Below are 26505 nucleotides of genomic sequence, written 5' to 3'. Positions count from 1 at the left end.
TAAATTCATTTAAGAGAGCACTGTCTGGAGCAAACACCAGACAGTAATAGCCTAAAATTTATCCCAACAACGCGTGTTCAACTAGTGCCAATTGTTGTTGTGCATGCAAGGCCGAACTACCTACTGCGGGTGCTGCAGCAAATTCTCGTCCTGCATACTGCAATGATTGCTCAGGGCGTAAACAATCTTTCATATTATGCTGAGAAGAGAACCAGACGCCTTGGTTTTGTGGTTCTTCCTGACACCAGACTACATCCTTAGCATTTGGATACTTATTAATCTCTGCAATTAGCGCTTTTTTCGGGAATGGATACATTTGCTCAATTCGTACAATGGCAACATGATCCAAGTTTTTATCACGACGCATTTGCAATAAGTCATAATAAACCTTTCCACCACAGAGCACCACTTTCGTTACTTTTTCCGCATCTAAAGCATCAATTTCCGGAATAATCGGATGGAATTTACCTTTAAATAAGTCTTCTAGGGGTGAAACAGCTAACTTATGACGTAATAAACTCTTTGGAGTCATCACAATCAGTGGTTTGCGGAAATCACGAATGGCTTGTCTTCTTAATAAATGGAAGATCTGGGCTGGTGTGGTTGGTGTACAAACCTGGATATTATGCTGTGCGCAAAGCTGCATGAAACGTTCCAAACGTGCAGATGAATGTTCAGGTCCTTGGCCTTCGTAACCATGAGGTAGCAACATAACTAAACCACACAAACGACCCCATTTTTGCTCGCCAGAGCTAATAAATTGGTCAATAACTACTTGTGCACCGTTAGCAAAGTCACCAAACTGGGCTTCCCAAAGAACTAAATAGTTAGGTTCGGAACAAGCATAACCATATTCAAATGCCAAGACCGCTTCTTCTGATAAGACCGAATCGATAACAGAAAAACCACGGCCATGTCCATTAGAAATATGCTCTAAAGGAGTAAAAGAATCACCAGTTTCAATATCATGTAATACTGCATGGCGATGTGCGAAAGTGCCTCGGCCACAATCCTGACCTGACAAACGAACACCATAACCTTCTTGAATTAGACTTGCATAAGCCAGAGTCTCTGCATAACCCCAGTTCATGGGTAATTCACCTGCGGTCATCTTGTCACGTTCACTTAACAAACGTTGCACTACTGGATGCAAAGAAAATCCTTTTGGCAAATCATTTAATTGCTTCGTAAGTTTTTGTAAGTCCCCTTTAGTAATGGTGGTATCTGCTTTATCAGTCCACTTGCCATTAATGAAAGGACTCCAGTCCATCGCATATTTACCGTCATAATCGCCATGTACCAGATTAACTACAGGCTTACCTTGATCTAAACCATCACGATAAGCATCAACTAGTTGTCCGGCATCGTTAGCAGTTAACAAACCTTGTTGTATTAATTTTTCTGCATAAAGCTCACGCAATGGGCGCATGGATTTAATTTTTTTATACATTGCAGGCTGCGTTACTGCCGGTTCATCAGCCTCGTTGTGACCATGACGGCGGTAACATACCAGATCAATAACCACATCGCGGTTAAATTTCATTCGGAAATCAAACGCGATTTGGGTTGCAAACACGACCGCTTCAGGATCATCACCATTCACATGGATGACTGGCGCCTGAACCATCTTGGCAACGTCAGTACAATAAAGAGTAGAGCGAGCATCCAAAGGATTGCTAGTCGTAAAACCAATCTGGTTATTGATGACGATGTGGACTGTACCACCGGTTGAGTAACCACGAGCCTGAGAAAAGTTAAAGGTCTCCATCACCACGCCTTGACCGGCAAAAGCAGCATCTCCATGAATCACCACAGGAACTACAGAGTCTTTTTTCTCTAAGTCATTACGGCGATTTAAACGTGCACGCACCGAACCTTCAACTACTGGACCGATAATTTCTAAATGAGACGGGTTAAAGGCTAAGGCTAAATGCAATACATTGCCTGAAGCCGTTTTAATATCAGAAGAATAGCCAAGGTGGTATTTCACATCCCCGGTACGCTCGTATTTGACTTTGCCTTCAAATTCCTGGAAGAGCACGCCAGGTTCTTTTCCTAAGACGTTAACCAGTACGTTTAAACGTCCACGATGCGCCATGCCAATGATTAATTCGTTTACATTATCCTTGCCCGCGCAATTAATGATTTCTTTCATCATGGGAATTAAGGAATCACCGCCCTCTAATGAGAAACGCTTTTGCCCTACATAGCGAGTACCTAAATAACGCTCTAAACCGTCAGCAGCGATTAAGTCCTTTAAAATTTCCATTTTTTTGGCAGCGTCAAAAGTAGCGCGGCCACGTACTGATTCCATTTTTGTTTGTAACCATGCAGTTTCTGCCGTATCAGAAATGTGCATGTATTCGATACCGATGCTGCCGCAATAGGTTTCACGTAAGGCCTCATAGATTTCATTTAACGGCATTTCTGGACCATTAAAAGAAGTACCTGCAAAAAACTTGCGGTTTTTATCTACATTAGTCAGATTATGAAAATTCAAATCTAAATTAGGAACTGCTGGACGCTGAATCATTTCTAAGGGATCGAGGCTCGCTGCAAGATGCCCTAATGCTCTGAAATCGTTAATTAAACTAGCCACTTCATATTGATGACTATCTCCAGATTGAACAACATGAGTAGCTTTCTTGTCCACATTCTGCAAAAAATATTCGCGAATATCACGATGAGATAGCTCTTGATTAGAACCATTAACCTTAGGTAAGGCGCTAAATACTGCTCGCCAATCGGCAGGAACCGAATCAGGGTCAGCAAGATAATCTTCATATAGACTATCAACGTAAGCCATACTTCCACCAGACAAGTAGGAAGAAGCCCATTCATTTTGCAGATTGGAACTGCTCATTATCGTTCTCCAAAGGGTGTAGCTAAAGGTTTATGTAACGACTCCACCCCTGCATTATCGAAGGGGTGGTTAAACTGCATCATTACTGCGATTAGGTTTCTTGTCTCAACATTTGCGTGCGAATTTCTGCAATCGCTTTAGTTGGATTGAGTCCCTTCGGGCAAACATTCGTACAATTCATAATGCTACGACAACGGAACACACTGAATGGGTCTTGTAATTTTTCCAAACGGTGATCAGTTGCCGTATCGCGACTGTCTGCTAAAAAACGGCGTGCCTGTAATAATCCTGCAGGGCCTACAAATTTCTCTGGATTCCACCAGAAAGAAGGACATGAACTGGTGCAACATGCACACAAAATACATTCATATAATCCATCAAGTTGTGCTCGCTCTTCCGGAGATTGCAAACGCTCTTGAGCAGGAGCTACTTGAGCATTTTGTAAATAAGGCTCAATACGCTCGTATTGTTGATAAAACTGAGACATATCAACCGCCAGATCACGAATCACCGGAAAACCAGGTAAAGGACGGATAACAATTTTATCCGTATTTAACTGAGAAACGTGAGTAATACATGCTAGACCATTCGTTCCATTAATGTTCATCCCATCAGAACCACACACCCCTTCACGGCATGATCTTCTGTAGCTGATGGTAGGATCCTGCTCATCTTTCAAACGCTCAAGCAAGGTCAACAACATCGGATCGCTTTTAGCCGATATTGTCAACTGATAATCTTGCATATAAGGCTTAGCATCCACATCAGGATTATAGCGATAAATTGATAAAGTCAAATTTCTATTATCTGACATTCTGATATATCCTCTTTAGTAAACGCGTTCTTTCGGCTCAAAAGGCGCAATATGTTTAGGTGATGCATTAACCGGACGAAAATCGATTACTTCACCTTCCTCAAAGTACAGTATGTGTTTAATCCAATTGGCATCATCACGCTGTGGATAGTCTTCACGACTGTGTGCCCCACGGCTTTCGGTGCGGACGATTGCCGAATGTGCTGTCGCATAAGCGGTCGCCATTAAGTTATCTAACTCTAAAGCACTAATACGATCGGTATTAAAGACCTGACTTTTATCTTCCAGCTTCGCATGCTTCAAACGCTCACGTAAGGCTTCTAAACGTTTTAGACCCGACTCCATAACTTCACCAGTACGAAATACGCCGAAGTCTTCTTGCATTACGCGTTGCATGTCAGAGCGAATAACCGCAATGCTCTCACCATCTTTAGATTCATTCCAACGATTATAACGAACCATAGATGCAGCAACATCTTCGTCACTGATGTAAGCCATGTCAGGTAATTGATTGGATTGCCATAATTCTTCAACATGGATTCCAGCAGCACGACCAAACACGACCAAGTCTAATAAAGAGTTTCCACCTAAACGATTAGCGCCATGTACGGACACGCAAGCACACTCACCTACCGCATACAAGCCTTCTACAATATGCTCCTGGCCATTCGCTTTACTAATAACTTGGCCATGCACATTGGTCGGTATACCACCCATACTGTAATGGCATGTTGGTACGACAGGAATTGGTTCAACAATTGGGTCAACACCGGCAAATTTCATTGATAATTCGCGAATCCCTGGTAAGCGCGACATAATTAAATCCGCACCTAAATGATCCAACTTCAACTTAACGTAATCAACGCCACCTGGTTCAAAACCTTTGCCAGCGCGCATTTCCAAAGACATAGAACGGGCAACCACGTCACGTGACGCCAAATCTTTAACTCGAGGCGCATAACGTTCCATAAAGCGCTCGCCATCTTTATTAATAAGGTATCCACCTTCTCCACGACAACCTTCGGTGACTAAAGTACCGGCACCGGCGATCCCTGTAGGATGGAACTGCCACATTTCCATATCTTGCAATGGAATACCGGCTCTTAATGCCATACCAAAGCCATCGCCTGTATTGATGAAGGCATTCGTAGTCGATTGATAAATACGACCAGCGCCGCCTGTAGCTAAAATACATACTCGTGATTGGAAAAATACCACTTCACCCGTTTCAATGCTCATAGCCGTAACACCTGAGATACGACCTTCTGCATTTTTAACAAAATCTAAAGCAAACCACTCACTAAAAATATGGGTTTTTGCTTTTAAATTTTGTTGGTATAACGTATGAAGTAAGGCATGTCCTGTACGGTCTGCTGCAGCACAGGTACGAGCAGCTTGCTCGCCGCCAAAATTCTTAGACTGCCCACCGAACTGACGCTGGTAAATTCGACCATTGTCCATGCGCGAAAACGGCAAGCCCATATGTTCTAACTCATAAACAGCTTCAGGGCCTGTCTTACATAAGTATTCAATACTGTCTTGGTCACCGATGTAATCAGCTCCTTTTACAGTATCGTACATATGCCAACGCCAATCATCCTCATGCGAGTTTCCTAAAGCGCAAGTGATACCACCTTGAGCTGAAACTGTATGTGAGCGCGTTGGAAATACTTTAGATAAAAGTGCAACTTTTAAACCAGAGTTTGCCATCTGTAGTGCTGCGCGCATTCCTGCACCGCCAGCACCAATAATTACCGCATCAAATGTATTCCGTGCTATAGCCATGCTTACCGCCCCCAAAGGATCAAGAAGCCCCAAATCAATTGACTAAGGAGCCACAAAAGAACCAACATCTGTACTGATACACGTAACACAGTACATTTCATATAATCGGTAGTTACTGTCCAGATACCTATCCAGGCATGCAAAGTTAACGAAAACAATGCTAAAGCAGTTGCAATTTGCACCACTGGATTGGTAAATAAGCTATGCCATTGTTCATAGCTCAATCCTGGATGCAACAATAAAAATCCAAACAAGAAAAACACATACGCAGCGAAATATACTGCCGTAACACGTTGAACTAACCAATCTTTTAACCCATTGCCAGTTAAGCTGGTGACATTTGTTACCATATCCAGAATCCTAGTAAAATTGACAAAATAACGGCAAGAACTATTACTAAAACGGCAGTACGCCGACCAGCACTAAGATGCTCACCAAATCCCAAATCCATAATCATATGACGGATACCTGCAAGCACGTGATAAATCAATGCAGCCCCAAAGGCCCATAAGATCAACTTATAGCACGGATGTGTTAATAATGCCTTCATCTGTGCAAAAGTCTCTGCTGATTGCACTGACTGGCCAAAAATAAACAACATTATTGGCAATAATAGGAATAAAACCACCCCTGAAATCCTATGCAATATCGATGCGATTGCCATAGGGGGAAATTTTAAACTACCCAAATCAAGATTAACGGGTCTTTTTTTGTTCACTGTTAGTTTCTTCCTTAATTTGAAAAATTATAAAAGGACGCACGAATGCGAAGTATAGCACTCTGTTTTTATCACGCAAGATTAAGTCATAATGTGTGGAGATATAACGGTTTAAATGACTAAAATTTAATCGAAATCAGGAAAAACAACCAATAAGCTTGAGTAGCTTGATTACTTGAGTGGCTTATCCAAGAGCGAATTACCGCAGTCAATCCACGGTAATTCGAGAGAACGATAAGATGGAAGCTGTTAAATCTTCATACCAGGAGATTTATGCAGTTGTCTAAAGGTTGACCTTGGTGCCTCTGGAGGATAACCATATTTTTCGGCATTTTGTTTTACAATCTGTAGATAACGCTCACCCCAAGACCCAGGATCGAAGTTAGTAACGACTACGTTATAATTCAGATTAATAATGGATTCAAAAGCCTTTCTTTGCGATAACAAGTGCCCACCAAAAGCAACTTGCACTTCTATTTCAGTACTAATGCCCCCAGACCTCAGTCGCTCGACCAGAATGTAAATCATTTTTTCTATGGTATAGAATAACTTACACATCGACATGCCTGAGTTAATCATGTCTTCGCCCTTGGAAGTAGAGAGTTTCGAACCGTAGTCATGAATATCATACACAAACTCATACTCCTGAGTCCCCGGTATCAGTTCCGGCTTAATGACTATAGGCGGAGATACTGGAGGAATAGTCGGAGAAATAATATAAAGATGGAAATCAGCCCAATGCCACCAAATCTGATAAACCCGCTCCACTAAGGCGACCGGATCATTAAGATCGGCTTCCATTTCCAATTTGCGCAAATCAATGCTGCGCTCCTCTGGCATATCTGCTAAAGGATCAATATTGCTTTCATCTGGTTCATTGGCCATGTATTTGTACCCAATGTAATGCATCTGTTTATGATTATATATTAGCCCAAATTTCAAGAATGAGCATCAAAGTTAGATCACATAGTGGTAAAAAAGATGTAAAAAAATAATAAAAACAATAAGTAGGCTACAAAATACACCATCTAAACAAAGATTATGTAGCCGTATTAGCGGCAGCGTAATACAGCAAAACCTGATTCATGTACGCGGTTTCATGCCATATTGGGAGATAACTACGCCTGATATTGATAATATTCAGGTGCGTTGATACGGCATTTAAAACAGGTACTCTGGCAATTCGCTTTTTCCTGGCATTTACGAATCACCCCTTTTTTAACCCAAAGATCCAACATAGGCTGTAACGCAGATAAGTCCAAATGAAACTCACGAGTTAGCTGTTGCGTGCTAACCACGCCCTGACGACAAATATAATCACGAATTTGTAATAACATTCTGCCCTCCTATCATGCGTTTATTGAAATGCCATAGAATAGGGATCAAGACAAAAGTCAATACGGATACCAAAAGCCAATAGATCCCATGTGGTGAATGTTCCACAAATTTGGCTCCCTGATAAAATCCAACCGCAACCAAATAAGCAACCACAAAGGACCAAACAACGGACATCCACATAAATTTTTTATTTGCTTCCTGACGTATAACTGCCATGGTAGAAACACATGGAATGTATAAGAGAACAAATAACAGATAAGCATAAGCACCAATCGGCCCATCAAAACGCTGTACCATAATGCCATAAACGGACTGCGATACAGGATTATCTGCGGCACTTGCTAATACAGGGTTAGCAAAAGCACTCCCTAATTGCGATAAATTTTGTGGCACGGACCATAAGGCTGCCTTAATACCTCCCCAAAAATCAAAATGTGCTGCCGCAATTTCACTTAGGTGCCCTGCTTGTGCATAAAGAGAGTTGAGTGTACCCACCACAACTTCCTTGGCTAACATTCCCGTTAATAGACCCACAGTCGCCGGCCAATTGTCTGGATGAATCCCCATAGGGGTAAACAAAGGAGTAAGCCATTGCCCCATTATTGATAATAAGGATTCACTGCTTGCGTCAGTAGTATTAATACCACCGCCTACAGTAATGGCATTTAAAGCCCCTAAAATCACACAGATAGGAATAATTAATTTACCTGCACGCAGAACAAAAAAACGCAACCGCAGGGCCGTTTCTTTGAGCAAACGACGTACCGAGGGCTTGTGATATGCAGGTAATTCTAAAATCAGTGGCGAAGAATGCCCCTTAAGCATGGATTTACGTAAAATAAATCCGGTGAGAATCGCCATTAAAATACCAACCAGATATAAAGAAAATACGATATTTTGACCGCCTGAAGGGAAGAAAGCAGCGACAAATACGGCATAAATAGCCAAACGGGCGCTGCAAGACATAAAGGGACTCATCATAACGGTCAGTAGCCGATCGCGTTCAGAATCTAAGGTACGTGCCGCCATAATCGCAGGAACATTACAACCAAAACCCACAATCATGGGCACAAACGACTTACCCGGCAAACCTAAGACACGCATGACTTTATCGACAACAAACGCAGCTCGAGCCATGTATCCTGATGTTTCCAATAAAGACAAAAAGAAAAACATAGCTGCAATCACGGGGATAAAGGTTAAGGTGGTGTTAACTCCTTTGCCAATTCCATTCGCCAAAATGGCAACAAGCCAGTTCGGGGCGTGAACTTGTTGCATTAACCAAGCAACTCCTTGCACAAAAATGGTATCGGTACTGATATCAAAAAAATCCTGGAATGCCCCACCGATGTTGATCGCAAATAAAAACATTAAATACATCATGCCAAAGAAAATTGGCAATGCCCAAAAACGATGCAATACGATACGATCCAGCTTGGCGGTAAAATTGTCGCTCGCGTCACTACATTTTTTTTGCACAGCGCTAACCAGTTCATGAATTTTCTGATAACGCGCATCAGCCAATAACACCTCAACGCCCAAATCATTATTATTCAATGCAGATAAAGCCTGCGTTACCCGCTCATTGACTAAAATCACATCGCCCTCTGCGATTCTTCGTGAAAAATAGTACGCAAGTACTTGGCTATAACCTTCAGCGATTAAGGCGTTTTCTATCTCCATTAAGCCTTGTTTTACTGAGGATTCTAAAGGAAGAACCCAAGGTAAAATAACCTGCGGTAACTTGAGCAAGGCCTGTTCCAGGGCGATCAGCCCTACTTTTTTATGTGCCTGAATCGCAATTACTGGGCAACCTAGCTGCTGTGCTAAAGCGTTCACATCAATGGATATGCCACGCTGCTCAGCAATGTCGATCATGTTTAAAGCAACAATAACGGGTTTTCCCAACTCTAAAATCTGACTGGTTAAATATAAATGACGCTCTAAATGGCATGCATCAACGACATTAATAATGCAATCTGCCTGCATGGTCGCAACGGATTGTGCGGCAATTTGTTCATCCTGACTCACGCCACCAGAGTTAGCTACTAAAGAATAAACTCCTGGTAAATCAGTGATGTTAATTAATTGCTTTCCTAAAGAAAAAGACCCTGTTTTCTTTTCGACGGTAACCCCAGGCCAGTTTCCGATACGCTGATTATCACCAGTTAATGCATTGAATAAGGTGGTTTTGCCACAATTCGGATTGCCTACTAATAAAACGTGGGTCATATACGCTCCAAAATCAATTGGCTTGCCTCTTCCTTGCGCAAAGTCAATGCAGTTCCTCGTACTTCAATTTGGATGGGGCAGCCCAAAGGCGCCATTCGAACGACACTAAATTCGGCCCCACAAGTAACTCCTAAAGACAGGAGCCTGCGTCTATATTGTACATCAGTACTACCATAGCTCACTAATCGAGCACGGTCACCTTGAACTAATTCAGTTATTCTGGTCATGGAATAATCATAAAGACGTAAACACATGATATATATTCTAACACAAATGATATCGAGAATCGTTCTCATTTAAGAAAAATAATTCATCGAACAATTTCTCCATTACAGGCTCAGGATATCAATTTATAAAACCCATAACCCAGCACCAAAATAAATCCAATTTTCATATAAACGGCAATAGGTGCATTTAGGTATAAATTATACAGATACGCCAAAGGATGCTTGTAAATTAGGGTACGTAATATTTTTTTACACACCGGAGTAGGAATTCCATCCATTGCGTGCTCGTGAATACGCACACTTGGTCCGTGGTTTGCCTCAATAATCGCTCCGTTGGAATGGTCAAGTGGCTCATTAATATCAGCGCACTGTACATCAAAGCCAACTAGCTCCAGCCCTAATACTTTAGCTGCACGGACAAAAAGTCGCTTGTTTTCTTTGCAAATCTTTTTCCCCAAGGAAATATAGGTTCCGCCACGAGTCGCATTCGAAGTATACGCTACGGTAACCCATTCCCCCTTTGGTGGAATGTAATTCAGATCAATATTTAGCTCATGTAAGCGAATATTAAACTCTGTATCAATGCAAATCGGCCCAAGGGTATCATTTATTTTTTGCCGTTGCTTATTGGTTATTTCTACAAGTTCTTGCAAATTATGTTTGCCATCACCAATTACGTGGGCCGGATGGCGTAAGACAACGCCAATCACTTTATTTTTTAATACCAAGACGCGATAAGATTGTAAATTACCAAGATATTCTTGAATCAATAAAGATTCATACTTCACCAACTGTTCGTGCAAATGTTCTTCCAGCTGAGCTAGATTCTGTATATTACAGAGCACGTCCTCACCCAAGCCCCCTGTAACTGGTTTTGCAACCAACGGAAATGACAGCCCAGAGATTATCTCGTCAAGTTCTCCATTTTGAAATTGATCCTGGTAAATAACTGTAGTGTTAGGTACAGGTATACCCGCTTTTTCCAGAAGAGAGTTAGTGGCATATTTATTTTTGGAAACAAAGGCATTGGTATAACTATTTAACGGGGTGACCGCACGAAAAAAAAAATAGTGTTTTGAACCTAAAGAAAGTTCTAATGTACCTAATTCAGAATTATAAGTTACAGGAAGATGCATCTCCAAAGCGTGCTTCTGATAACATTCAGTATTTTTATTCATGGAGGACAACGGATTTTCCTTATGTAAAATATATGAAAATAATTATCAACCAAACCCCGTTCATTTGACAATAATATTTTTTTAACTCACCATTTAAATCATACATATCAATAGGTTCTTGCATGCACGATGATTTAACGCCCTATCGTTATCCTAACAGTTATCTCGTAAAAACATTAAATAACAAAGGGCCATCTTCAACATATATTGATGAGTATGCGAAACAATTTATTCACTATGCCGCCTCACAAAAGACTCCCGTTTTAGAACTGGGCGCTGCTTATGGGTTTGTCGCAATTGAAGCGTTAAAAGCTGGCGCGACCCTAATTGCTAATGATTTGGATCAACGACATCTCAATATTTTATACAATAATACTCCAGAAGAATGTCGCTCACATTTAACTTTATTGCCCGGTGAGTTTCCCCAAGATATTAATTTAGCCAATGAAAGCATTGCTGGCTGTTATATTTCACATGTGCTCGGCTATCTGGCTCCTGAGGACTTACCCATCGGATTTATGAAAATTTATCGCTGGCTAAAACCTGGCGCATTATTGTTTATTTTATCATCGTCACCCTATCGTGCTGTCTATAAAGATCTGATTCCCATCTATGAACAACGTATTCGGGAACATCGACGATGGCCTGGTTATTTTACCGGGATAAAAGAACTGGTTAGCGGCAAACTCGCCCGTTATGCTGCTGCAGATACTTTACACTTTATAGATGACCAAGTATTAAGCCGTGAATTAATGCGTGTAGGTTTTGTAATAAAAGAAGCTAAATTATATCCACGTAAAGATTTATCAGAAAAAGTTACTTTTGATGGCCGAGAGGGGGTCATTGTTATTGCTCAAAAACCATAGAGATGATTTTATGGGAAAGGTTAACGTTTCTTTCAGCTTTGTTAATCAAGAAAGACTCCCCTTAATTATACAACCACAAAACGAACAACCATTAAGTGCTGAGCATATAGCCGCTTTTCTCGAAGAAAAAGGATATGAAATAAAAATATACCGAAGCCCGATTATGGAAAGGCTAGGATTTAATCATCATATGGTTTATGCAAAACAGAACGAGGAATTCTAGCAACGGTCTTGAAATGAAATTCAAGACCGTTGCTAGACGTATATAGTACCGAGGTAGGTCTGCGCCCTACCCCATCGCCTGCACTTCCCGCTTAGGATGGCGACTTAAATAATCAACCGATTGCATTTCCATCAATCGACTGCGAGTACGTTTAAACATTTCCAACAACTCGCCCTTTAAATACAATTGCTCAACAGGAACAGCGGCAGAAATAATAATATTTACCCCGCGGTCATACATTACATCAATAAAGTGAATGAACATAATTGCTTGTAAGGTATGATTCTCCGTTAACTCCGGCACATCACTGATAAAAATAGAATCAAACTTATCCGCAAGTTCTAAATAGTCCAACTGACTGCGCGGTAAATTACACAAGACATTAAAGTCAAACCAAATGGATTTATCTCCCCGCTCCCAATAGGGAATATCTCGATTTTGGATCAAAATCGTCCCAGCTCCTTGGGGAGGAGCTGCTAAACGGAGGAATTGCTGTTCCATCTTCTCTTTAGTTTGTGGACTCAAAGGAAATAAATAAGCATCGACTAAGGGTTCACGTCCTACGCGATAATCTCTTAACTCATTGAGATTTAAAACCTGACAATTTTTATTAATTGCGGTAATCGCAGGCAAAAATCGCTTACGATGCACCCCATTTTTATACAGATCGTCTGGCATGGTATTCGATGAAATAACCAAGATGACCCCGTGCGCGATTAAAGCCTGTAAGAGTTCCGCTAAAATCATAGCGTAGGCTACATCGTGAACCAGAAATTCATCAAAACATAAGACTCGAACTGATTTAGACAGGTTTTTCGCAATCTGCCGCAGGGGATCTTTTTGTCCTTGTAAATGCCTTAACTGAGCATCAACTTGTTGCATAAAATGATGAAAATGAAAACGCGCTTTTTTGCTTTCCGCAATATGGTCATAAAAAAGATCAACCAGATAAGTTTTACCCGCACCGACAGGCCCATAAATATACAAACCTTGGATATGAGGCTTACGCATCCAGGAAAACCAAGATGTCTTTGCCTTTTCTAAATCCTGTGCAAGCCGTTCCATCTGTGCCAAAATCTCTCTTTGCAAAGGATCATCATTAATCTCACCACGCCCAATCGCGGCAGCATAGTAGGCCGTCAACGTCATGAGGGCTTTACCTGTGTACGAAGATACTCCGTCAGTTTATTTTTAAGCTCAATTAACTTGCCATGAAAAAAATGAGTTGTTTCTGCAAAACGAATCACCGGTATTTCCGGTTGGGCTTGGGCAGCAAAATCAAAAACCATATCCGGTGACACCACCTCATCCTCATCGCCTTGAATAATTAACCAAGGATAAGGAGCGGGGCTAAACTCCTTATAATCATAGTGATGTACAGCAGGAGCAACACTAATCAAGAGCTGGTGTGTGCATTGCGCGGCAACCCGATACGTCACATAAGAACCAAAAGAAAAACCGGCAAAAATAAACTGTACCTCAGGCTGCTCCTTTTTCCAAGCATGTACCAAAGAAAGCATATCCTCACCTTCACCAATCCCCGCATCATAAACACCTTCAGACTGGCCAACACCGCGAAAATTAAACCGCAATGAAGGAATGCCTAAGTCCTTGAATGTACGTGCTAAAGTGGTAACTACTTTATTGGCCATCGTCCCCCCCTGCAAAGAATGAGGGTGTCCCAAAAAAGCAATGTAATTAGAAAGACGTTGCTCTGGAACCGTCAAAACAGCTTCCAATTGACCAACCACACCCTGTAAAGTTAAACGATGCTCACCGGGGACAACTAATTTTTCAGTGATTTGCATAAAAAACCTGTTACTATAACGAGCATAAATGATAACTCAGAATCAAAGATGATGAAAATGCATAACGAACAAAAAGAATTCGCTAACCCAGGAGAAACCCCAGCAACACTCTGGTCAAAGCCGACCTGATTCCGCTTAGCCCCAGGTTTTTGGTATTAGTAAACGGGGTGATTGATATTTGCGAACATTACTAATTCATGGAGCAAGATCAGCACTTTGTCGTTGTAAGAATACAGAGAGTAAATATGGCCAATGGTTGGCTGATAAAAAAGCGTCATTTAGCCTTAATAAGGCGGCTGCATGTTGCCGCCTGTCTTTAAAGTGAGCGCCAAACTTAATGCACCATTGACGCACCGTTTCATAACTCACTTCAATGCCGCGATATAATAACCGCTCCGATACGTCTCGATAACAGTCGTTAAAACGCTCTTAACTCCATACTGCAATACTGATTCGCTCTACAGGGTAACAATATCTTTTGGGCTTCCGTTGCAGCATTGCGTGTCCCGATAAATAAATATCAGTTTAGCTCAAAGTTAACTTGACGATGCCCTTTTAAAGGCTCCCGCCAAGAAAGTTAAGGGAGAAACGCCTTCTCAATTACCTGAATTTGAACTATGATATCTGAGGCTGTTAATTGCTTAAAATAGTATAATTATCAGCCTCATGACGCGCTGACCCCAAGTAAGCATTCATAGAATATTATCTGTATTCGTCATTGCGAACCTACGGCAGCGACCCCCTATCATTTCAATTTATGGAGGACTTGATCCATGCGACAGGTACCTGAAGAATATTTTGGTTTTATTAGTCATGCGCAACTTAGCCTGCTAAGGAGTGCGGCATGAAAATTCATGATTTTAAACGAAAAAAGCAAGAGCAGCAAAAAATTGCCATGCTCACTTGCTATGATTATCCTTCCGCTTGCACTATTGCTGAATCTAATATTAACTGTGTGCTGGTTGGCGACTCAGTTGCAATGGCAGTGCATGGCCATGATACAACCATTATGGCAACCATGGACATGATGGCTATGCATACTGAAGCAGTAGCTCGCGGTCTAAAACAGCAATTTTTAATTACCGACCTACCCTTTTTAAGTCATAAAATTTCTCTGGCACAAACGGTTGAAAACGTAATGCGACTTTTACGTGCAGGGGCTCATGCGATAAAAATTGAAGGTGGTGATGCAGATACCTGTAAAACCATTAACCATCTAGTAACTGCCGGTGTTCCCGTAATCGGTCATATAGGCTTAACACCACAATCAGTTCACCAATTAGGTGGTTTTAAGGTTCAGGGAAAAAGTCAGGAACAAGCCGACATTCTGCTGCAACAAGCGCTTGAATTAGAGCAAGCGGGTTGCTTTGCTCTCGTCATTGAATGCGTACCACAACACGTTGCTAAGCGCATTACCGATGCATTAAGCATTCCCACTATTGGTATTGGCGCTGGCGCAGATACCGATGGGCAAGTCCTTGTTTGGCATGACATGTTAGGCCTGCAAACCAGCCATAACTTTAAATTTGTTAAACGCTACGCTCAAGGCAAAGAAGTGCTGCTTGAGGCAATTAATGCTTACGCAGCTCAGGTACATCAAGTAAGTTTCCCGACACCTGAGTATGCTTTTTAGGTGGTGTACCTAAAAGAATCCCGTTTGCAAACAAGCGGGCTACGAGCAATAAACCGTTTACGGCATATGTAATTTTTTAAATTTAAAATAAGAAACGCCGTCATTGCGAGCCTTGGCGAAGCAATGACGGAACATACATAGCCCATGAACCTACAACAGCAATATGCAGGAGTAATTCATGCAAATTTTTCATGATCTTCAAGAATGGATGAACTTTCGAAAACAGCTCCCAACCGAGCAGACTATTGGTTTTGCGCCAACGATGGGTAATTTACATGCAGGCCATGCCTCTTTATTTTTAGCAAGCCAAAAAGAAAATCACTATACCGCCACCACCTTATTTGTTAACCCCACCCAATTTAATCAAGCAGATGACTACAAGCACTATCCTCGAACTTTAGAGGCGGATATACGTATTATGGAGGAAGCAAGAGTCGACTTTTGTATTTTACCCACAGAAAAGGCAATCTATCCTGATCAGTATAATTATCAAGTGCACGAACATCAGCTTTGCCAACTTATGGAAGGAGCACATCGTCCAGGGCATTTTAATGGTGTATTAACTGTGGTTATGAAATTATTGAATCTGGTTAAACCTCATAAAGCTTATTTTGGTGAAAAGGATTACCAACAGTATTTGCTTATCCGAGAGATGATTAAAGCCTTTTTTATGAATGTAGATATTATCTCCTGCCCTATTATTCGTGAACCCAGTGGGTTAGCCTATAGTTCTCGTAATAATCGTTTAAACCCAGAAGAAAAGGCTTTAGCTGAGATTTTTGCCCAACTATTTCAGCAAAAGGACAAGACCTGCAAACAGCTTCACTCGGAGATAAGCGCGAAGAATATAGCCGTTGAATACATTGAAGAATACGACAATCGCCGTTTTGCGGCAGTACGCATTGGCGATATTCGTTTAATCGATAATTATTGCTTGTAATTTTAATCGGCCTGGTTGCCCACAATAAGGCTTCCTTTAAAGCAAAATGAAGTCAGAAAACGTGGCCCGTATTAGCGTAGAGTAATACGGGAACCAAACGTGGTTTGTACCCTACAATAACTCAGGAATCGCCTCTTGAGCCACTTCACCAACCGCAGCAACTTGGTGTGCAAGTTGATACCCCACCCCAACTAAAATTGATTGCGCAGGAATACCAGCCCATTGGGTATTCTCGGGCAAGCACTCACCTTTCATTAATAAAGAGAGACTACCCAAAGTAGAGTTATCTTCCATTACCGTGTTGTAGAGTACAATTGATCCAGTACCTACGTTACAACCTGAATTAATCGTTACGGTAGATACCTTAAATATGCGATCTTCATAAAGATGGGTCTGGATTATGGTTTCCGCATTAATGCACACATCATCACCAATGGTGATTAAATCAAATTCAGAAAACTCGGCACTATCAGTAAATACACGCTTACCAGCCTTAGTACCTAAACAACGATGAATCCAAAGTGCAAATGGAGTACCTAAAACCTTATTGGTTAAATGAGGATTGGTATAATAGTTATAAGAATATTCAATGACATCATTTTTCCAAATAAAGGGATCCCAAATAGGTTTGGTTAATGGCTTTAATTTGCCCAAAAGAACCCACTTTAAGCCGACTAAAACCCCAACCATACACACAGTAAGCAGTAGCTCAGAAACGGGCAATACAAGCGCTGTAACGCCCCAAGAATATGTTGCTAACATGTAGTCCAGAATATAAAGCAGGTTAAACAAAACGACTAATGAAAACGATGTAGGTAAAATAATTCGCAAAAACTCGATTAGCAAACGTGTGCAATACAGTTTTTTCGATGGATAGAACGTTTCTTTATCAGAAAAACCTACAAATAGTTCACGTTTTGGCAGATATACGGCTGGAGAACCTAACCATGCAGAATTGACCTCTGTCGCCTTGTCTCCCGGAGGTGTTATTGACAAACATCCAAGCAAGGCGTGCTCACCCAGTTCTTTACCTGCGGAAAGTAAACTAACGTTCCCGACAAAACCACGTCGACCAACAGAAACTGGAGCAAAATTAATTGCGCCCTGATAAACATGGGGCCAAGCTAAAGCGACAGAACTTGCCGTAAAACCGCCCTCTTCAATCGTCACTAAATCAGGAATAATGTGAGGGGTCTCGCCCATTTCTACACTTTTCCCAAGCTTAGCACCGAGAAGTCGTAAAAAGGCTGGCAAATAAAGTGTATCAGCCATTACAGATATTTCATCACTGTCCAGCATTTTTACGATGATCCAGTGACGAAGATAATAAAAACTCTTCAATGAATACTGGCCAGGTTTTACCTTGTCCATAATAATTTTTTTGCAGACAATGACACACAGATAATACAAACTTAAGAAAACAACCGAGCCCAAAGGAACAGCAAAGAAAATTGTTGTAAAATAACTGCCCTGATCAAAATAATAACTGATAAAGGAAAGCGCAGGAACCAGACATAAGTAGAACATGACCATAACAAAAACAATGCCTAAATAGTGCAAAATACCAAACATCGTATTTTCCAGCATTGTGGATTCTTCAACGTCTACTTTTTTCCTGGTAATGTGATCCTCAGGAAGCACTCCTGGACTCGCAGGAGAACCTGAAAAATAGGTGCCTTGAGGCATATAACTTTGCTCGGGTAACATGGACATATCATCCAATACCGCATTATCCTCAACAACGCTATTTAAACCAATTACAGCCCTGGCGCCAATATAGCAATTATCGCCAATACTAATGGACCCTATTTTCAACCAACCATCTTCAACGATATATCCATACAGCCGGCTATCCGTATTAATGGAAGTATTATCGCCAATGACTAACAGATCGTGAGCGGCAATCTGCATGGAGCCTATATGGCAGTTTTTACCTATTTTTGCCCCTAACAGGCGGTAGTAAATGTTAACTAATGGGGAGCCGACTAAGTACTTAGCCAAAAATAAATTTTTTTGCAGTTTCTGTACGAACCACCAACGGTAATAAAACCAACCCCAAAGCGGATATTCACCCGGTTTCACTCGGCCTAATAAAATCCACTTCATTCCGACAGTAATCATTAACGAGATAATCGGTAATGATAAAAATAAAGCTAAAAATGTTAACTGTGATTCACGGGAAATAATTGAATATTCTGAAGTCACCCAACTGTAGCATAAAACCACCGCCAACAATTGAAAGGTGCCCACCGCATATTGCAATAAACAACCGAAAAATTGCCCCAGGCCACATAAATAATATTTCCATTGAGGAGCACGGTATTTTGGTTTACGCGGAACTTCTGCTTGAGGGGCTTGGTTCGCATCATTAAATTTTTGCTCTAGCTGACTAATTGTAGGATTTTTATATAAATCCAAAATAGATATATTTCGTAACGCAGGAATTCTGCGTAAGCTAGATATCGCTTTTGCAGCCAGTAGAGAATGTCCACCTAAATCATAGAAAAAATCGGCATCCACAGAAATTTTAGGATAATCCAGCACCTTCTCCCAAACATGGGCGATTTGTTTTGCCAACTCTGATTTGGGTGCGGTATATACAGTTTCTGCCCTCATTTGGGTTGGTTTAGGTAATGCCTTACGGTTTACTTTGCCACTCGATAAGACAGGGAAAGATTCCAGAACTTCTGTAATTGCGGGAATCATATAATCTGGTAAATTAGTTTTTAAAAAGGACTTGAGTTCACTGGCATTAAATTTGGCATTTTTTTCGAGCAAAACATAAGCAACTAAGCTTTGTTGATCCAGAGTTTGTAAAGAAACTACCGCTTGCTTAATACCAGGGTAGTGCATCATTACGGCTTCAATTTCATTGAGTTCAATACGAAAACCACGTAACTTCACCTGATCATCAATCCGTCCGGCAAAGCGTATATCGCCATGTTCGGTCTTAGACGCTAAATCACCAGTACGATACAGGCGCTGTTGATTTGTTGGATTAATGACAAATTTTTCCGCGGTATTTTCTGGACGATTCACATATCCTCGAGCCAGAGCCAAGCCACTAATGCATAACTCACCTTCTTCGCCATCACGTACTTCGTTTAAATGTTCATCAACGATCAAAACCCCATAACCAGGAAGTGGTTTGCCGATGGTAATTTCCTTTTCTGGATGACATTCCGAATAAGTTGCAATGACGGTCGCTTCAGTAGGACCGTAAGTATTGATAATTCTAAGTCCTTTGCGGCTCCAATTTTTAACTAAGCTGGCAGGACAGGTTTCGCCACCTAAAATGAGTAGCCGTAAATCAGGCAACTGCCCCTCTAAGGTAGACAATAACGTTGGTACGGTAGACAGTACACTGACTTGATGTTGATTTAAGAAAGAAATTAAACCAAGCCCTGAACGGACCTCTTTTGCAGTACAAGCGACTAATGCCGCACCATTAGCAAAAGCCATCCACAGCTCTTCCAATGAAGCATCAAAAGCTAAAGAAAAACCTTGATAAACACGATCATTGCTGGTTATTGCATAAAGAGCACTTGCCTCTCTTACATAGTGGCAAATACTGCTTTGTGGAATTTCTACCCCTTTGGGCTTACCAGTCGAACCTGAAGTGTAAATGACATAGCATAAATCATCGGGACTCGGTTCATTTGCAGCTGAAATCAATCTTTTAGAGGGTTGTTGCGAAAGCTCTTCACTAAGTTCATCAAGAACTAAAGCCTTTGGCCATGCTAATTTTTTTTGCGCTAATTGAGTGGAGGAAGTTAATACTGCAGTAAATGGCAGATCAGAAAAAATATAATTAATTCGCTCCTCAGGGTAATCCACTTCAATAGGAACGTAAGCGGCGCCTGCTTTTAACGTAGCCAGGATAGCAATATAACACTCTACCGAACGCTCTAAAAGAATACCGACAATACTGCCCGTTGATACCTTGTTCTCAACAAGATAATGAGCCAACTGGTTCGCACGGCTTTCTAATTCTTGGTATGAAATAAACGCATTATCGCAAATTAAGGCAATATTGCTCGAAAAGCTATCGACTGATCGCTCAAAAAAATGATGCAACTGCATAGTGTTATCACCGGAAGAAAAACTCAAGTTGGCTTGCTCCTACTAAAGGCACCATTTCCACAAATTAATTGATTGTTGCTGATAAAAAAGCACAGAAAACCCCATGATTTAAATATATTATATTTAACATCAATAGTAAAAGGCTTATGGAAAAAACACCGAAGCAGAGCTTAATTGGAGGGATTATAATTCTTTATGGGCAGACAAGCGACACTCCACGCTATAAATTTTTTTTAAATCACTGAGCTACATACTGTACAGTAAATTTCTGTCATGAAAAGATCCGCTCATTTTTTTGACGCGCCGCTACACGTCGAAAACTCGATAAAAATGAGCGAATATATCAGCACTCCAGCCAAGCAATGCCTTAATTCACGGGATTGCATACCTTAAATAAAAATTTCTTGTAAAAAATTCGACATGGCCTGCCATGAGCGCTTCGCAGCAGTGGAATTATACATCAAACCTAATTGTGTATCATGGGCGTTAGGGTTGGTGAATGCATGTTGCACCTGGCCATACATATGCAGCTGCCAATCAACTTTTGCTGCAGTCATTTCTTGGCAAAACGCATTGGCTTGCTCGGGATTTGCCATAGGATCGTCATAACCATGTAAAGCTAGAACCTTTGCTTTAATCGCATCGGACCTCATCGTTCCAGGCTTATTCAGCAAGCCATGGAAGCTAACCGCGCCTTTAATATCAGCCCCAGAACGTGCTAACTCTAAAGCGCACATACCACCAAAACAAAAACCAATGATCGCAACATGCTCCTTATCGACTTCAGGAATAGCGAGAACCGTATTTAAAGCAACATCTAAACGTCGACGAAGTAATGCTTGATTAGAAACCAAAGGTTGTATTAATGCTGATTTTTCTTCGGTCGTCGTACCAACCTGAGCATTACCAAACATATCCAGTGCAAATCCAAGATAGCCCATCTCAGCAAGCATCGTTGCTTTTTGACAAGCAAACTCATTACGTCCAGACCAATCATGGGCTACAATTACTGCAGGCCGAGTACCTTCTTTAGAAGCGTCATAAGCCAGAAAACCATGAAGTTCCAGTTCATCTTGATGATAAATATAGTTTGAAGTATGCATGTGCTATCCCTGAAATAAACGGTAACGATAGTCTAGGTGAAACAAACTAAATGTCCAGTAATTTAACCTAAGTAGCACAGAAAAACACTGCGGTTCTCACCAGTAAAAATAAGGCCGTTTTTAATATATAGCCGTATGATAATAAAGGAATTGTGAACCAATAAGAAAATTGGTCTACACTAAAAGAAAATAAAAGGAATTAGTATCATGTTAACTACATCATTAACCTATGTTAGGGATTTATTACATGCTAAATTCTGCTATCAAGTTTTTATTACCCCCATCCATCTCCCCCTGGAAAAAGAATATCGAGATTTTGCAAAATTAGCCTGCGAAATTATGGAAAAGCGACGTACTGAAGTAATTCATAAGGAATACCCTCGGCATCACGTATTACATCGGTTTCTTCCTACCCAGGCAACCAAAGATAAAAAAATTCTTATTACGCACGGCTGGATATCCCGTGCAGCGTATATGATGCGAATTATCGATACGTTGCAACAACAAGGATATGAAGTCTATGCCCTTGATTTCCCTGCTCATGGTGAAGCCAAAGGGCTGCAATTGCCATGGATGGATGCAGTCAATGTAATAAAGGAAACCTTAAACCAGTATGGCCCTTTCTATGGAACAATTGGCCATTCTTTTGGCGGTTCGATGTTACTTAATACCTTAAATTTATCCGGACAATTTCCTGAATGGCGATTAATGCATAAACCGGAACGTGCCATATTAATTGCCTCCCCCACCCAGATGCGTGGTCCAGTGACTAGTGTTGCTAAAAAATTCCGGCTTAGCGGACCTGGGTATATTCACTTACGTCATCTCATGGAAGAGGATGCGAAAGTTGGTTTAAATAGAATACAATTAAATCATTTTATTTCCCAATCCCCGAATATTCCCTTTTTATGCATTCATGGGGACTTAGACAAAACCGTGAGCACAAAAGAATCGATTCGCTTCTGCAGACAATATCCGAATGCGGATTTGCGGATTTTAACGGATGCAAATCATGTTAGTGTGCTGATAGATGAGCGAGTGGAGAGTTTGGTGCGCGATTTTTTAGCGTAGGGGTTGGGATTACGCAGCTTATAAATAGAAAACCCAATTACCGCGGCTTGACCGCAGTAATTGGGGATTATTATTCGTTAAGGAATAAATCGTCTACGCTTCAATATACTGGCGCAGTTTTTTCATCGCATTTTTTTCAAGCTGTCGTACACGCTCAGCGGATACGCCATATTTTTCAGCTAAATCATGCAAAGTCAGTTTGTCATCCGCTAACCAGCGTTGCTGCAAGATGTCTTGGCTGCGTTCATCAAGCTGCTCTAAAGCAAGCATTAATTTCTCGCGACCTTGATCCCCACTATCTTCCTTCTCTAATACCAAAGCAGGATCGTCATCCGCATTAAATAAATAACGTTCTGGTGCATGGAAATCATCACCATCATCCGAATCAGAAGCCTCATATGGAGAATCCATCGCATTCAAGCGCTGCTCCATCAACAAAACATCTTTAGTACTTACACCAAGATCTTTTGCTACCGCTTCAACTTCTTCATTACTAAACCAACCCAAACGGTTCTTCATCTGACGAAGATTAAAAAATAACTTGCGCTGGGCTTTAGTAGTCGCAACCTTAACAATACGCCAATTGCGTAATACAAATTCATGGATTTCCGCTTTAATCCAATGGACTGCGAAAGAAACTAAACGCACGCCCATTTTAGGGTCAAATCGTTTTACCGCTTTCATTAACCCAACATTGCCTTCTTGAATTAAATCATTCAAGGGCAAACCATAACCTAAATAACCTCGAGCAACTCGAACAACATAGCGTAAGTGAGCAAGAACCAAGTATCTAGCCGCGTCAAGATCCCCTTCAGAATGAAAGCGCTCGGCATAGGCAAGCTCTTCCTCCAAAGTTAACATAGGAATTTGATTAACTCTATGAATATACGCATCAAGACTGCCTATGGGTAAATTCATAGCAGCAAGTTGCAATTGTTGACTCATACGTCTTCCTCTTGGAATTAAACTACAATTGAGGCTCTATAGAAGCTAACTGTCGCTTTACCGACAAAAAGGCCCCAAACCAACCTAGTATAATGGCAAATATAATGAGTAGCAAGATTTGCCGCATAGAAAGAAGACTGATCGAATAGTGCATTTGATAAACAGATGCCAGGTGATTAACGGCTTTTGCTAAACTCAAAATAAAAATATTAACTAAAAAAGCAGCGAAAACAGCCCCAATAAGCCCATACCAAATCCCTGAGTACAGAAAAGGCCGGAGAATAAAAGGATCTTTAGCACCAATTAACTTTAACACTTGAATCTCTTCCTGACGACTGTGTAGCGCTAAACGCAATGTCGTACCAATGATCAGCACTACTGCTAAAGCAAGCAACACTAATAATCCATCTGCAAAATGCGAGGCAAATCGCATCAGTGCATCGAGGCGACTAATCCACTCCATATCAACCTTAGTTTGCTCAACACCAGCCAGGGTCTGCAATTGTTGGGCGAGTTGATCCAATTTAAGGGGAGAATCAACCGATACCGTTGGTTGCACCGTCACTACCGCAGGTAATGGATTTTCAGGAAGATAACGCATGATATCCTGCATTCCCTCTTGCTTTGTTAATTCAGCAAGCCCTTCTGCTGGTGATTTAAGGGAAACCTGACCTACTCCCTCTGTATCACGTACTCTCTGTAGCAGTTGTTGCTGTTCTGTTTCCGTCAAATTAGGTTTTAGATAAATGGAAATAGGGCCACCGCGTTTCCAATCGCTGGTCAGCTTATTTACATTATCGGTACACACCCAAAAAAGAGCCGGTAATGCCAATGCAATGGCAATCACCACCGACGTCATTAAAGTAGCCACCGGTTTGCTGCACAGATAATTCAAACTTTGCGTTGCTGCCTGAACATGATAGGCAAAAAAGGGTCGTAATTTCTTTAACACACCCGGCCTCCTTTAAGCATGACAATTCGGTGTTTCATGCGGGCAATTAAAGGTAAATCATGGGTTGCAATCAATACACTCACCCCAACCTGATTAAATTGCTCAAATAGAGACATAATTTCCGTAGACAGCTTGGGATCTAAATTTCCAGTTGGCTCGTCAGCCAATAATAAAGCCGGTTTATGGACTACGGCACGCGCTATACCAACCCGTTGTTGCTCTCCTCCAGATAGATGAGGCGGAAGCATTTTTTCCTTACTTAATAAACCAACCATATCTAAAGCAGCATGAACCCGTTTTGCAATCATGGGATAAGGTGTACCTTGGATTTGCAAAGGCAGGGCGACGTTATCAAAGATGCTGCGATCATTCAGTAAATACGGTGATTGAAAGGTTATTCCTAATTGGCTGCGGTGTGCTGCTACGTCACGACGCTTCAAATGATTTAAACGCATGCCATTCACCATTAACTGCCCAGATGTTGGCCATTCTAAAAGCGCGATTAGCTTCAATAACGTGCTTTTGCCAGCTCCCGAATGCCCGGTAAGAAACGCCATTTCGCCCTTTTGTAAGGAAAAATTAACATTGCTTAAGGCTTCATAGCCACCAGGATATCGTTTACTCACCTGCTCAAATGTGATCATGAAACAATGCACCAACAAATTGTTCAGCATCAAAGGGACGTAAGTCTTCTATCCCTTCACCAATCCCTATATAACGAAAGGGTATTGCCAATTCACTCGCAATAGCAAACAATATTCCGCCTTTAGCAGTTCCATCCAACTTGGTCATAGTAATGCCCGTTAAATTTACTGCTTCATGAAATTGCCGTGCCTGTACTAATGCATTCTGACCGATACTTGCATCCAAGATCAACATCGTTTCATGAGGTGCTTCTGGACAAAGTTTTTGCAAAACCCGTTTTACTTTTTTCAACTCATCCATCAGATTACCCTGGGTATGCAAACGTCCAGCGGTATCCGCAATAAGTACATCTATCTTTCGTGCTTTTGCTGCCTGCAGCGCATCAAAAACCACTGAAGCACTGTCAGCGCCAGTATGTTGCGCAATGACGGGAATGTCATTGCGCTCCCCCCAAACTTGTAATTGCTCTACTGCTGCCGCTCTAAAAGTATCGCCTGCAGCCAACATGACTTTTTTGCCTTGTTGTTGGAACTGTTTCGCTAATTTACCAATTGTGGTTGTTTTTCCGGCTCCATTTACACCAACCATTAAAATAACAAAAGGCGAATGATCTTCGGTCTCTAAAGTTAAAGAAGTATCGTTTTGGGTTAAAATGGATTGTAAATGCGCTTTAAGTGCATCATAAACCGCCTCACCATTAGCTAATTGCTTACGCTCCAAGCCTTCAGCGATTTGTTTTAATACCTCTTGCGTCGTATTAATTCCAAGATCTGCGGTAATGAGTACGGTTTCTAACTCATCTAACAGCTCTTGACTGATCTCTTTTTTACCTAATAAAAGCCGTCCAATACCATCACCCAATTGGTGACGAGTCTTACTTAAGCTCTTGCGAAAACGAGCAAAAATACCTTCTTTGGTGACTTCGGGTTCAGGTTCTACAGGACGTGGAACCACCTCAGAAATAGACTCTTCGATTCCCTGCTGTTCCTTGCTCTCGAGCGGAGCTTCACTTTGGCCTCGTTTAAACCATTTAATCATATTAGTATACAAATCCTAAAAAATGTGGAATTCTATCATCTTT

At 41.3% G+C, this 26505-nt stretch carries 23 protein-coding genes and 1 pseudogene; 6 read left to right on the top strand and 18 right to left on the bottom strand.

Features of this window, described 5'->3' with window-relative positions:
• Nucleotides 1-58: 58 nt before the first annotated feature.
• The 10 genes from ACQY7T_RS07995 to ACQY7T_RS07950 all read right to left on the bottom strand — a co-directional run bounded on the left by ACQY7T_RS07995 (nucleotide 59) and on the right by ACQY7T_RS07950 (nucleotide 11155).
• Entirely contained in the window at nucleotides 59-2863 is a 2805-nt protein-coding gene (locus tag ACQY7T_RS07995; protein WP_428412487.1) for a 2-oxoglutarate dehydrogenase E1 component, read from the bottom strand.
• Nucleotides 2864-2954: 91 nt separating this feature from the next.
• Complete coding sequence (locus ACQY7T_RS07990; protein ID WP_428412485.1) at nucleotides 2955-3677, bottom strand: succinate dehydrogenase iron-sulfur subunit; 723 nt, start codon at nucleotides 3675-3677, stop codon at nucleotides 2955-2957.
• A gap of 15 nt (nucleotides 3678-3692) precedes the next feature.
• Nucleotides 3693-5462, bottom strand: a complete 1770-nt coding sequence (gene sdhA, locus ACQY7T_RS07985; protein ID WP_428412484.1) for a succinate dehydrogenase flavoprotein subunit — start codon at nucleotides 5460-5462, stop codon at nucleotides 3693-3695.
• A 2-nt stretch (nucleotides 5463-5464) separates the two neighbouring features.
• On the bottom strand, nucleotides 5465-5812 hold the full coding sequence (sdhD, locus tag ACQY7T_RS07980; protein ID WP_428412482.1) for a succinate dehydrogenase, hydrophobic membrane anchor protein: 348 nt from the start codon (nucleotides 5810-5812) through the stop codon (nucleotides 5465-5467).
• Complete coding sequence (sdhC, locus tag ACQY7T_RS07975) at nucleotides 5806-6180, bottom strand: succinate dehydrogenase, cytochrome b556 subunit (protein ID WP_428412481.1); 375 nt, start codon at nucleotides 6178-6180, stop codon at nucleotides 5806-5808. Before sdhC ends, sdhD begins: the two co-directional genes overlap by 7 nt.
• 249 nt (nucleotides 6181-6429) lie before the next feature.
• Nucleotides 6430-7020 carry a virulence factor gene (locus ACQY7T_RS07970; RefSeq protein ID WP_428412550.1) on the bottom strand — a complete coding sequence of 197 codons (591 nt, stop codon included), beginning with the start codon at nucleotides 7018-7020 and terminating at the stop codon, nucleotides 6430-6432.
• 278 nt (nucleotides 7021-7298) lie between these two features.
• Nucleotides 7299-7517, bottom strand: a complete 219-nt coding sequence (locus ACQY7T_RS07965; RefSeq protein ID WP_428412480.1) for a FeoC-like transcriptional regulator — start codon at nucleotides 7515-7517, stop codon at nucleotides 7299-7301.
• Nucleotides 7498-9750, bottom strand: a complete 2253-nt coding sequence (gene feoB / locus ACQY7T_RS07960; RefSeq protein WP_428412479.1) for a Fe(2+) transporter permease subunit FeoB — start codon at nucleotides 9748-9750, stop codon at nucleotides 7498-7500. The genes ACQY7T_RS07965 and feoB overlap by 20 nt, the downstream gene beginning before the upstream one ends.
• On the bottom strand, nucleotides 9747-9977 hold the full coding sequence (locus tag ACQY7T_RS07955; RefSeq protein WP_428412478.1) for a FeoA family protein: 231 nt from the start codon (nucleotides 9975-9977) through the stop codon (nucleotides 9747-9749). Before ACQY7T_RS07955 ends, feoB begins: the two co-directional genes overlap by 4 nt.
• Nucleotides 9978-10087: 110 nt before the next feature.
• Complete coding sequence (locus ACQY7T_RS07950; RefSeq protein WP_428412549.1) at nucleotides 10088-11155, bottom strand: UDP-N-acetylmuramyl peptide synthase; 1068 nt, start codon at nucleotides 11153-11155, stop codon at nucleotides 10088-10090.
• 122 nt (nucleotides 11156-11277) lie between these two features.
• Between ACQY7T_RS07950 and ACQY7T_RS07945 the strand changes: the two genes are divergently transcribed.
• Both ACQY7T_RS07945 and ACQY7T_RS07940 read left to right on the top strand, forming a co-directional pair.
• The gene (locus ACQY7T_RS07945) at nucleotides 11278-12021 is read left to right on the top strand and encodes a class I SAM-dependent methyltransferase (RefSeq protein ID WP_428412476.1); all 744 of its coding nucleotides are present in this window, start codon (nucleotides 11278-11280) and stop codon (nucleotides 12019-12021) included.
• Between the two features lie 10 nt (nucleotides 12022-12031).
• Nucleotides 12032-12244, top strand: a complete 213-nt coding sequence (locus ACQY7T_RS07940; protein ID WP_428412474.1) for a hypothetical protein — start codon at nucleotides 12032-12034, stop codon at nucleotides 12242-12244.
• Nucleotides 12245-12310: 66 nt separating this feature from the next.
• Here ACQY7T_RS07940 and zapE read toward each other — a convergent pair whose 3' ends face one another.
• Both zapE and ACQY7T_RS07930 read right to left on the bottom strand, forming a co-directional pair.
• Nucleotides 12311-13393 (bottom strand): cell division protein ZapE, encoded by a 1083-nt coding sequence (gene zapE, locus ACQY7T_RS07935; protein ID WP_428412472.1) that lies wholly within the window; start codon nucleotides 13391-13393, stop codon nucleotides 12311-12313.
• Nucleotides 13390-14052 carry an alpha/beta hydrolase gene (locus ACQY7T_RS07930; protein ID WP_428412470.1) on the bottom strand — a complete coding sequence of 221 codons (663 nt, stop codon included), beginning with the start codon at nucleotides 14050-14052 and terminating at the stop codon, nucleotides 13390-13392. Before ACQY7T_RS07930 ends, zapE begins: the two co-directional genes overlap by 4 nt.
• A gap of 154 nt (nucleotides 14053-14206) precedes the next feature.
• On the opposite strand from ACQY7T_RS07930, the pseudogene ACQY7T_RS07925 reads away from it, so the two are divergent.
• From ACQY7T_RS07925 to panC, 3 genes and pseudogenes are all read left to right on the top strand, one after another.
• Nucleotides 14207-14311, top strand: a pseudogene (locus ACQY7T_RS07925) (transposase); the annotation flags it as partial.
• A 585-nt stretch (nucleotides 14312-14896) separates the two neighbouring features.
• Nucleotides 14897-15685 (top strand): 3-methyl-2-oxobutanoate hydroxymethyltransferase, encoded by a 789-nt coding sequence (gene panB, locus ACQY7T_RS07920; protein WP_428412469.1) that lies wholly within the window; start codon nucleotides 14897-14899, stop codon nucleotides 15683-15685.
• 178 nt (nucleotides 15686-15863) lie between these two features.
• A complete protein-coding gene (panC, locus tag ACQY7T_RS07915) occupies nucleotides 15864-16625 on the top strand; it encodes a pantoate--beta-alanine ligase (RefSeq protein WP_428412467.1) in 762 nt (253 codons plus the stop codon).
• 111 nt (nucleotides 16626-16736) lie between these two features.
• Here the strand turns inward: panC and ACQY7T_RS07910 are convergent, their stop codons facing one another.
• Together ACQY7T_RS07910 and ACQY7T_RS07905 are read right to left on the bottom strand one after the other, a co-directional pair.
• Nucleotides 16737-20735 (bottom strand): Pls/PosA family non-ribosomal peptide synthetase, encoded by a 3999-nt coding sequence (locus ACQY7T_RS07910; RefSeq protein ID WP_428412466.1) that lies wholly within the window; start codon nucleotides 20733-20735, stop codon nucleotides 16737-16739.
• Nucleotides 20736-21097: 362 nt separating this feature from the next.
• Nucleotides 21098-21811 (bottom strand): dienelactone hydrolase family protein, encoded by a 714-nt coding sequence (locus ACQY7T_RS07905; RefSeq protein ID WP_428412464.1) that lies wholly within the window; start codon nucleotides 21809-21811, stop codon nucleotides 21098-21100.
• Between the two features lie 207 nt (nucleotides 21812-22018).
• Here ACQY7T_RS07905 and ACQY7T_RS07900 point away from each other — a divergent pair, with 207 nt between their 5' ends.
• A complete protein-coding gene (locus ACQY7T_RS07900) occupies nucleotides 22019-22882 on the top strand; it encodes an alpha/beta hydrolase (RefSeq protein ID WP_428412463.1) in 864 nt (287 codons plus the stop codon).
• Between the two features lie 93 nt (nucleotides 22883-22975).
• Here ACQY7T_RS07900 and rpoH read toward each other — a convergent pair whose 3' ends face one another.
• The 4 genes from rpoH to ftsY are packed head-to-tail and all read right to left on the bottom strand — an operon-like array spanning nucleotide 22976 to nucleotide 26462.
• The gene (gene rpoH / locus ACQY7T_RS07895) at nucleotides 22976-23827 is read right to left on the bottom strand and encodes an RNA polymerase sigma factor RpoH (protein ID WP_428412462.1); all 852 of its coding nucleotides are present in this window, start codon (nucleotides 23825-23827) and stop codon (nucleotides 22976-22978) included.
• A 22-nt stretch (nucleotides 23828-23849) separates the two neighbouring features.
• A complete protein-coding gene (gene ftsX / locus ACQY7T_RS07890; RefSeq protein WP_428412460.1) occupies nucleotides 23850-24779 on the bottom strand; it encodes a permease-like cell division protein FtsX in 930 nt (309 codons plus the stop codon).
• Complete coding sequence (ftsE, locus tag ACQY7T_RS07885) at nucleotides 24773-25423, bottom strand: cell division ATP-binding protein FtsE (RefSeq protein WP_428412459.1); 651 nt, start codon at nucleotides 25421-25423, stop codon at nucleotides 24773-24775. The genes ftsX and ftsE overlap by 7 nt, the downstream gene beginning before the upstream one ends.
• A complete protein-coding gene (ftsY, locus tag ACQY7T_RS07880; RefSeq protein ID WP_428412458.1) occupies nucleotides 25410-26462 on the bottom strand; it encodes a signal recognition particle-docking protein FtsY in 1053 nt (350 codons plus the stop codon). Before ftsY ends, ftsE begins: the two co-directional genes overlap by 14 nt.
• Nucleotides 26463-26505: the final 43 nt, after the last annotated feature.

Source organism: Legionella sp., from assembly GCF_965140895.1.
Taxonomy (GTDB): domain Bacteria; phylum Pseudomonadota; class Gammaproteobacteria; order Legionellales; family Legionellaceae; genus Legionella.
This window is presented reverse-complemented; position numbering and strand designations above follow the sequence as displayed.

What these genes read in the sequence shown, in the direction of transcription:
- ACQY7T_RS07995 (WP_428412487.1), bottom strand. Translation starts at nt 2,863, where the DNA reads ATGAGCAGTTCCAATCTGCAAAATGAATGGGCTTCTTCCTACTTGTCT.
- ACQY7T_RS07990 (WP_428412485.1), bottom strand. Translation starts at nt 3,677, where the DNA reads ATGTCAGATAATAGAAATTTGACTTTATCAATTTATCGCTATAATCCT.
- sdhA (WP_428412484.1), bottom strand. Translation starts at nt 5,462, where the DNA reads ATGGCTATAGCACGGAATACATTTGATGCGGTAATTATTGGTGCTGGC.
- sdhD (WP_428412482.1), bottom strand. Translation starts at nt 5,812, where the DNA reads ATGGTAACAAATGTCACCAGCTTAACTGGCAATGGGTTAAAAGATTGG.
- ACQY7T_RS07970 (WP_428412550.1), bottom strand. Translation starts at nt 7,020, where the DNA reads ATGCCAGAGGAGCGCAGCATTGATTTGCGCAAATTGGAAATGGAAGCC.
- ACQY7T_RS07965 (WP_428412480.1), bottom strand. Translation starts at nt 7,517, where the DNA reads ATGTTATTACAAATTCGTGATTATATTTGTCGTCAGGGCGTGGTTAGC.
- feoB (WP_428412479.1), bottom strand. Translation starts at nt 9,750, where the DNA reads ATGACCCACGTTTTATTAGTAGGCAATCCGAATTGTGGCAAAACCACC.
- ACQY7T_RS07955 (WP_428412478.1), bottom strand. Translation starts at nt 9,977, where the DNA reads ATGACCAGAATAACTGAATTAGTTCAAGGTGACCGTGCTCGATTAGTG.
- ACQY7T_RS07950 (WP_428412549.1), bottom strand. Translation starts at nt 11,155, where the DNA reads ATGAATAAAAATACTGAATGTTATCAGAAGCACGCTTTGGAGATGCAT.
- ACQY7T_RS07945 (WP_428412476.1), top strand. Translation starts at nt 11,278, where the DNA reads ATGCACGATGATTTAACGCCCTATCGTTATCCTAACAGTTATCTCGTA.
- ACQY7T_RS07940 (WP_428412474.1), top strand. Translation starts at nt 12,032, where the DNA reads ATGGGAAAGGTTAACGTTTCTTTCAGCTTTGTTAATCAAGAAAGACTC.
- zapE (WP_428412472.1), bottom strand. Translation starts at nt 13,393, where the DNA reads ATGACGTTGACGGCCTACTATGCTGCCGCGATTGGGCGTGGTGAGATT.
- ACQY7T_RS07930 (WP_428412470.1), bottom strand. Translation starts at nt 14,052, where the DNA reads ATGCAAATCACTGAAAAATTAGTTGTCCCCGGTGAGCATCGTTTAACT.
- panB (WP_428412469.1), top strand. Translation starts at nt 14,897, where the DNA reads ATGAAAATTCATGATTTTAAACGAAAAAAGCAAGAGCAGCAAAAAATT.
- panC (WP_428412467.1), top strand. Translation starts at nt 15,864, where the DNA reads ATGCAAATTTTTCATGATCTTCAAGAATGGATGAACTTTCGAAAACAG.
- ACQY7T_RS07905 (WP_428412464.1), bottom strand. Translation starts at nt 21,811, where the DNA reads ATGCATACTTCAAACTATATTTATCATCAAGATGAACTGGAACTTCAT.
- ACQY7T_RS07900 (WP_428412463.1), top strand. Translation starts at nt 22,019, where the DNA reads ATGTTAACTACATCATTAACCTATGTTAGGGATTTATTACATGCTAAA.
- rpoH (WP_428412462.1), bottom strand. Translation starts at nt 23,827, where the DNA reads ATGAGTCAACAATTGCAACTTGCTGCTATGAATTTACCCATAGGCAGT.
- ftsE (WP_428412459.1), bottom strand. Translation starts at nt 25,423, where the DNA reads ATGATCACATTTGAGCAGGTGAGTAAACGATATCCTGGTGGCTATGAA.
- ftsY (WP_428412458.1), bottom strand. Translation starts at nt 26,462, where the DNA reads ATGATTAAATGGTTTAAACGAGGCCAAAGTGAAGCTCCGCTCGAGAGC.